The following is an 8,276-nucleotide window of genomic DNA, read 5'->3' as shown; positions in this document are numbered from 1 at the left end:
ATGGTCAAAACCCATCCCGCGGTCACTCAACGCATCGTCGAAATGGCCTCAGAGGCCAGCGCCTCCTCGGTTATGCAATACGTCGCAGACGTACTCGCTTTGTATGTCGGGCTGCCCCAGCATGTCCGAGAACTAAACCAGCCGTCGATCAACTCCACCCGACAGATCGAGGCGCTTCGGGGTGATAAATACGGCCGGATCATGGTCCGCCCGCACCGCGAGGTATCTGAACGGCTCACGGCAGAAGCACCCGACCACAAAGTTTCCCCGCACATCGCTGACGTCCTCGCGGTCCATGTCGGGCTACCCCAGTACGCCCGCACACTCAATCGCGTAGAGGAGGTTTTGCCGCTGGCGATGTGAGACCCCGCCAGGGCCTGGCCACCAAGTTCGTTTGTTCCGTGCTCGACGGCTGGGCCTTGGCAGATGTGACATCTCAATAGCTGGTGTGCGGATTCGCCCGCTGACATGACGAAGGCCCCCGTAGGGGCCTTGTCTGAGGTACTGACCTGAGCGCCAACTCAGGTCCGGGTCCGCACCCGTTGCCCCTGAAAGGGACGTGTCTTGCTGGACTCGTCTCACGGTAGCGCACGCCTGCCCGCAGTACCAGATACGCCGCGCAGCAAGTGCGCGAATCGTGATCTTCTCACCGCCCGACCGACTCATCGGGCGTGTTCTTCACCGACGCCGCTCGGCGGGGCGGTCCATGCCGCGCACAGCCCGCACGTCGAGCGCGCCCAGACGGCGCAGGGTCGGCGGGACTGGGTGCTGCGCGCGGGCGCGAGCGCGGTCGGACATCGCGCGCCCATGTGGACGAGTCGCGCGTCATGGTTGGACGGTCTGCGGCGGTGGGCGCAGTCACCGGCGCTGGCCCAGCTGTGCGCGGAGCAGCGGGTGTCGATGACCGCGGCCACGTTGTTGGCGATCGCGGCGGTGATGGCCGAGCACGCCGATCACGCCACCGGCCGCCACGTGGCGGTCACTCGCGCCACCATCGCCGACACAGTGGGCTGTGACGTGCGCACGGTGACCGCGGCGTGGCGGGTGCTGCGAGTGTCGCGCTGGGCCGTGGAGGCACAGCGCGGCCACGGCTCGCCAACCACCCCCAGCGTGGGCCGGCGCCCCTCGGTGTACCACCTGGTGTCGCGCCGGGACCCCCGGCCGGCCGACGATCAGCCTGTGCACGATTTCCACCTACCGCCGTCAGGCGGTGATGGTCTTTTATCTCCCGTAGGGAGCAACTCACCAAGCGTGCGCGCACGCGCACACGCCGCCAATAGTCCCCAACAAAAACCCAATCCAGCGCGGCACTGGCGCACCACGCCGCGACCACTTGCCGCCCAGCGGCTCGCCGCCGAACTGGTCGCGTGTACCCACGGTCTGGGCCGCGGCCACATCGGCGCTATCTGCGACGCGCTTACCGCCGCGGGCATCGACCCGGCGCTGTGGTCGGCACGCGCAATCACCGATGCCTTGGACGCCGACATGCGAACCCGCGGTTGGAACTGGCCCGACGAGATCACCAGTCCCGGCGCATTTCTGTCCAGCCGTCTACGCCGGCTCACCTGGACCACACCACCAGCACCGCCGAAAGGTGGCGGCTACGCCGCCACCCGCATCGACCAGACGCCGGCCAGGGCGACGCTCACCGACGCAGCGCAGGCACGCATCGCCGCCGCCCGCGAACACATCCGCCAGGTGCTCACCGAACGCACACAACGCACCCGCCCTGCGCGCACTCCGTGCGCGCGTTCAGACGCACACGCGCGACGGTCTATCGTCGAGCCCATGGCGCCGCCCCTTCCCAACGAACCCGAGCAGGCTATTACTCGGTCAGCTGCGGTGCGGCGCTGGCGGCGCGAGGAGTGCACCGAGCACGCCGACGCCGAGGCCTTCTTCCGTCACCTCGATCGCCTCGTCGACGACGACGCGCCCAGCGGTTCCGAAACGGCGCGCTAACTGCTCCCGCACTTTTCAAGCCAACCTAACTAGTGTGCCTAAGTTTCGGGCGGTGACACCGGGCGCGCCCGCGTGTGTTTCTTCTTCACCACTCCGCAGCGCTACTTGATTCCTTCTCCTGTCTCTTCGCCCCGCCCGATACCTCGTTGTTGTCAACCCCACCTTCTCCTCTGCTCACCCACAGCCAGCCCATTTCCCTTCGATACCCCCACCGCCCCACACCAGTTCAGGCCCCACAGTGCTCACCTTGTCCCAGCGCCTCAACACCATGGCACATTTGCACAAGTTGTGCGATCATAGGCGGGAGCGCGCCTGGCGGCGAGCTCCCTGGCCCGTGGGTGGCCGGGTTGGGAGGTGTTGGGCGCGGGTGCTGACGATCGCGAAGCTGGGCCGCTGGTCGGTGTCGTATTACGTCGACACCGCCCGTGAGGCGACGGCTGCGGCGCGTGATGATCGTGCTCGAAACGGCGGCCTCGGCGAGTACTACAGCGAGTCGGAGACCCGGTTGCCGACATGGTTGGTGGTCGGTGAGGACGCGCAGCGCGCCGCCGAACTGGTCGGGTTGACGCGTGTCGAGGCGCTCGGCGGCGACGCCGATCTGGACGTGGTAACCCGGTGGCTCGACGACGGGGTGGCGCCCTGCGGTGAGGTTGGCCGGGCCTTCCGTGAGGGGTCGGTGCACGGGTTCGATTTGACGTTTTGCGCGCCGAAATCGATGTCGTTGTTGCGTGCGCTCGGTGACGATGTGACCGACAAGGCGGTCGCTGATGCGCACGCCTACGCCATCGGCGAGGCGATGAAGTATCTCGCCGCGCATGCCGGTTACACGCGCACGCACAATCCGCACACTGGCCGCAAGGATCTTGTGCGGCTGCCGGGGATCGTGGCCGCGGCGTTTCAGCACGAGACCTCACGCGCGGGTGATCCACACCTGCATACGCACGTGATCGTGCCCAACCGGCAAGCCCGCGCCGATGGCCGGCTGGTGTCGCTGGATGGCACGTCGCTGTTCCACGAAGCGCGCGCCGCCGGGATGATCTATCAAGCGTCGTTGCGGTCGCACTTGATCAACTCGATTGCCCTGGAATGGGGTCCGATCGATCCCGACACCGGCATGGCGGAAGTGGCGGGCGTTGACCGCGCCACCATCAAAGCGTTCTCGCAGCGTTCCAGCCAGCTCGAGGACTGGGCGCGCGGCAACCTTGTGCTGGCCGACGAGGAGCCGACCGCGGCGCAGCTTGGCGTGGCGCAGAAAGCGACCCGCCCGCGTAAGCCCGAGAGTCTGTCGCGGGCGCAGTTGCGGGCCGGCTGGGCGGCCGATCCGCGCGGCTTCGGCATCGATGCCGAGGCGCAGCGGCAGGCCCGCGAGATGCGTCGGGCCGCGGCCGGGGTGGATGTGCGGGAGGTGGCGCGCCAGGCGGTCGCGGGCATCCATACGGCGGCGACGTTCACCCGCGCCGATCTCATCGAGGCCATCGCAGCCCGGCTGCCAGTGGGCGCCGCCGCCACGGCTGGCGTGTCGCCGCGCGAGCTGGTGGAGACGCTGGCCGACGAGGTTTTGATTGCGGTGACCGCCGAGCGTGCGCCGCATCAGCGGGAGGGATCGGTGCGCTACACCGCCGCCGAGCTGCTCGCCGAGGAACGCGCCATCATCGATTTGACCCCGGCCCGATCGCAGCGCGCGGTGATCCCCATCCGCCGTGATGACACCGCCGCGCTGTCGCCGGATCAGCGTGCGGCCATCACCAACATCGCCACCTCGCCGTGGTTGATCCAGCCGCTGTCCGCGCCCGCCGGCGCGGGCAAGACGCACAGCCTCAAAGCGCTGCGGGCGGCGATGCGCCGCACCGGCGGCGATGTGCTGGTGCTCGCGCCTACCCACCGCGCCGTCGATCAGGCGATGAGTGAGGACGCCGGCGGCGCGGGCATGACGATCGCGGCGGCACTGGAGCGCCACCGCCGCGGCACCCTACAGCTGACTGCCGCACCCACCCTCGTGGTCGTTGACGAGGCGGGCATGGTCGGCACCCAGCAGCTGCGCGAGTTGTTGACCGCGACCACCGAGGCCGGGGTCAAAATTGTTCCGGTCGGTGATGCCCGCCAGCTCGAACCGGTCAAAGCACGCGCCGGCACTTTCGAACAACTCTGCACCGACCTGCCCTGGGCACAACACCTGTCCGAGGTGTGGCGGATGCGCGACCCCGACGAACGATCCGCCTCCCTGGCGGTACGGCACGGCGGCGCCGCCGCGGTGCGCCGCGCCGTGGGCTGGTATCGCCGCAGCGGCCGACTCAACGTCGGTGACGAAGTCACCATGGCCGATGACGCCCTGGCCGCTTGGCGCGCCGATCTCGACGCCGGCCGCGACGCCCTGCTGATCGCCGATCGCTGGGAAGTCGCCGACCCACTCAACGAACGCATCCACCGCGACCGCATCGACCCGGATGCCCCCACTGTCGCCGCCGCGCGCCAGCACCGCATCGCCGCCGGCGACCTCATCGTCACCCGCGACAGCGACCCCACCATCGCTATCCGCCCGGCCCGCGCCGGCCAACCCGATCCCGCCCCGGTCCGCAACGGCAACCGCTGGGAAGTCCTCGACGAGGTCGACCCCGACAACAACCGGCTCGCGGCCCGCCGCATCGGCGACGATGCCATCGCCGTGTTCAGCGGTGAGTACCTGCGCAAGCACGTGCACCTGGGCTACGTGCTCACCGTGCACGTAGCCCAAGGAGCCACCGCCGACACCACCCACGCACTACTTGGCGTGGCCTCACGGCTGGCCAACCGGCGCACCGCCTACGTCGCCATGACCCGCGGCCGCCACACCAACAACGTCTACCTCTACGAGCAGCCCACCGGAGAACGCGACCACGAACACGCACCCACCACCACCGATATCGACACCCATACCCGCGTGCGCGGCACCACCGCGCAGGCCGCCGCCGCGCTGCGAACCATCCTCGGACGCGACCGCGACTCGGCCACCATCGCCGAAACCGCCGCTGCCGCAGCCGAACACACCCAGCTGCCCGCCGAGGTTACCGACCACCTCGACCACCACCGGCGCGTCGTCACTGACCTACGGCGGGCCCACCGGCACGACCGCGGCCGCACCGCTGACAACCGCCACCGCGCAGCAAAGCAGACCGCCGATCGCGCCCTGGCCGACATCCTCGCTGTGGCTGGCCGCCACGGCGGCGACCCCCTGCCCGCCGGACCGCTGGCGGTGCCCTACGCCCACGCGGTCACCACGGCCCACTCCCGCAACCGGGAGGACCTCGACCAACTCATCACCGACACCCACACCGCCGCCAAGGCCCGCGACCGCGCCGTCGTGGTCGTCTCCCCCACACCCGAGCCGCCATACACAGAGCGGGGATGGATGGTCGTCCCCTACAACCCCAAACGGCTCACCACCACCCCGATGCCCCGCGACGCAGTCCTCATCATCGACAACGCCGCAGCCGCGCGCCCCACCGACCTGGCCCGCATCGCCCAGCACGCCGCCGCCCATCACGCCCGGCTGCTGCTCGTTGACGACGACCAACCCGGCCCCTCGCGTCGGCTCCTCGACGGACTCAACCTCCCCTGGGCTGCTCACCACCACGACATCGACCCCGCCGCCCGCGCCGCAGCACTCACCATCGCCGACCCCGAACTAGCCGCCGACATCGACCGCCACCGTGCCACCCACCAACGCGGCTGGCACCAACTCACCCGCATCCGCGACGTCACCGAGCGTCACCGCGACCGCGGACGAGACCTCGACAACGACTACGGCCTGGACATCTGATCCAAAAACCACCGCTTCCTAGAACCGTTCGTTGTCGGGACGGGCTCGCTACGCTCGTCCGTGTGGCCACCAGCTCGCCGGACTCGTCAGGCAGCGACGAAGCTGACGACGACCTCGACGCCGCCTATGCAGCGGCAGTGATAGACAACCCCGCCTACCCGTATGACTCCGAAGAAGAGCAGCAGGTCGCCCGAGCGGTACGGAACGCCCGCGCGATCCTCCCGCGCGGGGGTGTCAGAAGAAGAGATCACCATCGTTGACACGCCCTAGCCGACGACAGCCCTCACAGCGACTTCGACGTCGAGCCGGAGCGCCTCCCGCTGATCGCCCGCACCCCCGGAGCTGTGACCTACCTACTGGACACCAACGTGGTGTCCGCTTTGCGCAGAGCCTCAATTCCTGTCGTGCCGTCGCGGAAGGCAGCTCCCAGGACTGGGTGGCGTGGCACGGGGACCTGCCTTTGCCGCTTGTCGCGAAGATGTACGCCGAAGGTGGACCTGAGATGAGCAACAGATCAATCACACTGACCTACGAACAGCTCTGCGCGTGGGCAGGTCGTGACTTATCTAGTGACGAGATTGACCAGCTCCACTCGGCCATTCCCTTTTCGTCGATACCAGAAGCCATTTCAACGATCTCCGACAATCTGGATTGCGGAGGATCGGTATGACAACTCACACGCCTCGCCGAACCATCCGGATGTCCGATGAGGATGGAACGCCGGTCACGCCAAGGCGCGACAGCGGGGCTGTCACTCCCTGGGAAGACGAGTCGTGCGAGTCCGACGTTAGTCGTCGCGCAGAGCCTCAATTCCTGTCGTGCCGTCGCGGAAGGCAGCTCCCAGGACTGGGTGGCGTGGCGGGGGGACCTGCCTTTGCCGCCGCCGCCCCGCCTGTCCTCGCCTGACCGAGCGCAGCTCGGCAATGGGTTGGCCGTCATCTCCAATCACCAGAAGGCATTCTCCTTGCCCGACGCGGGCCAGCGCTCCGTCCAGGTCATCACGGACCTCCTGCACATTCAACGACGCCATAGGCAGGCGATGTTAACCGCGTGGGAAACCGCCGAACCAGCGCGGTGGGTGCAGCGGGCTATGGATGTGTCCCTGAAACGACTATTTTAGAAGCACTCGAAGCGTGGTGATCACCGATTGCGGCTGAGCAGCTCGCGCAGTCGCTTGGCTCCGCGGTCGGACACCGATTGCGACGACAAGGCATACGCAGCGGCCTGATCGGGAGTCAGTCGACCGCCGCTGATGTGATCGCTTAGAAACCGCCGCACTTGCGCCTTTTCATCTGCCCCTGTCCAGCCGTTACGACCGCCGTAGAAAATGACGGAATCAAGGTCTTTGCGGACATCATCGTCGACTTGGGGACGTAGTGACCTGCCCGGTCAGCAGGTTGATCGCGGCCGCGCCAGCAGCCCATTCGGCTAAGGGCGTGGAGCCCTCGACGACAGCAAGCGAATAGCCCCGAGCCAAGCCCATCGCGAAGTGCAACGACCGTTCGTCTGGCACGAACGCCAGAACCGGACCGCGATCGGGTCGGCTACGGCTCTGGGGTGTGGCGTGACCCCCCGCTCGGATGATCTCGTCGAGGTCGGCATAACCAAAGGTCGCCGCGTTTTGCGCGTTGCTCACCAGCAGCGGCGCTAGCTCCTCCTCGCGACTGCGTTCCCAAATCCAGTCGGCGGCCAGGGCGACGGCTTCCTCCCACGGCCGATCTTCGACGTCATCGGGGACCCACGCTGCGGCCCGCAGGTGAGTGGAGGGATGCAAATCCTCGGCGGCCATCACGCGATTCCTGACTGAGAACTGAGTTTGGCCAGGTAGCGGTAGGCCGTCGCCCGGCTCACCCCGAACGCTTGGGCAAGTTCGTGTACGGGTTCGCCCGTCCCGGCGAGGCGGCGCAGCTGTTCTTGTCGTTCGGGGGTCAATTTGGCCGGCTTGGTAGCCGGCAGTTGGCGGGCTCGCCGGGAGTCGCGCGAGGCAGCGCGACGCTCACGGCCGAGTTCGAGTTCAAGCTCGGCCAGCGTCGCCATGATGGTGGCCACCGCACGGCCTGTTGGTGTGCCGGTGTCCACACCTTCACGTAAGGCGCGTAACAGAATTCGGCGCTCACTCAGATCCGCGATGGTGCGGGTTACTTCCGCGACGGATCGGCCCAGTCGATCGATGGCGGTGACCACCACAGTGTCGCCCTCGCGGGCGTAATGCAGCAGGGCCGCCAGGCCCGGCCGAACGGTGTTCACCGCACCCGACAGCTTGTCGGTAAAGATTTGGCCGGATTCGACGCCCTGGGCGGTAAGCGCGGCGAGCTGTGCATCGAGGTCCTGGCCCAAGGTGCTGACCCGCGCGTATCCGAGAATCGCTGTCACACCGCTACCGTCTCATTGTCCTCTGACATCGAGGATCTGAGACACGCCGTGTGAGACAAGAAATGAGACACCGCGACCTGGCGCGATGTGACCACAACGCGGGCCATGTGGGGCCGTCTCACTTCTTTAGAAATGGGACACGCAACGG

General features: G+C 67.7%; 5 protein-coding genes and 1 pseudogene. 4 read left to right on the top strand and 2 right to left on the bottom strand.

Annotated elements, in window-relative coordinates; genetic code table 11:
- The 4 genes and pseudogenes from ABDC78_RS29825 to ABDC78_RS29810 form a co-directional block, all read left to right on the top strand.
- Entirely contained in the window at positions 1–363 is a 363-nt protein-coding gene (locus ABDC78_RS29825; protein WP_231992461.1) for a hypothetical protein, read from the top strand.
- Between the two features lie 444 nt (positions 364–807).
- Positions 808–1,959, top strand: a complete 1,152-nt coding sequence (locus tag ABDC78_RS29820; RefSeq protein ID WP_231992463.1) for a rep protein — start codon at positions 808–810, stop codon at positions 1,957–1,959.
- Between the two features lie 367 nt (positions 1,960–2,326).
- The gene (gene mobF, locus ABDC78_RS29815) at positions 2,327–5,755 is read left to right on the top strand and encodes a MobF family relaxase (protein ID WP_044543337.1); all 3,429 of its coding nucleotides are present in this window, start codon (positions 2,327–2,329) and stop codon (positions 5,753–5,755) included.
- Positions 5,756–5,853: 98 nt separating this feature from the next.
- A pseudogene (locus ABDC78_RS29810) lies at positions 5,854–6,015 on the top strand (hypothetical protein); the annotation flags it as partial.
- A gap of 1,094 nt (positions 6,016–7,109) precedes the next feature.
- Here the strand turns inward: ABDC78_RS29810 and ABDC78_RS29805 are convergent.
- Both ABDC78_RS29805 and ABDC78_RS29800 read right to left on the bottom strand, forming a co-directional pair.
- On the bottom strand, positions 7,110–7,544 hold the full coding sequence (locus tag ABDC78_RS29805) for a hypothetical protein (RefSeq protein WP_065143231.1): 435 nt from the start codon (positions 7,542–7,544) through the stop codon (positions 7,110–7,112).
- Positions 7,544–8,128: a recombinase family protein gene (locus tag ABDC78_RS29800; protein ID WP_044543338.1), complete on the bottom strand. Its 585-nt coding sequence runs from the start codon at positions 8,126–8,128 to the stop codon at positions 7,544–7,546. The genes ABDC78_RS29805 and ABDC78_RS29800 overlap by 1 nt, the downstream gene beginning before the upstream one ends.
- Positions 8,129–8,276 lie beyond the last annotated feature (148 nt).

Source organism: Mycobacterium sp. DL, assembly GCF_039729195.1.
Taxonomy (GTDB): Bacteria; Actinomycetota; Actinomycetes; order Mycobacteriales; family Mycobacteriaceae; genus Mycobacterium; species Mycobacterium hippocampi_A.
Note: the sequence above shows the minus strand (reverse complement) of the source record. Positions and strands in the feature narration are given on the sequence as shown.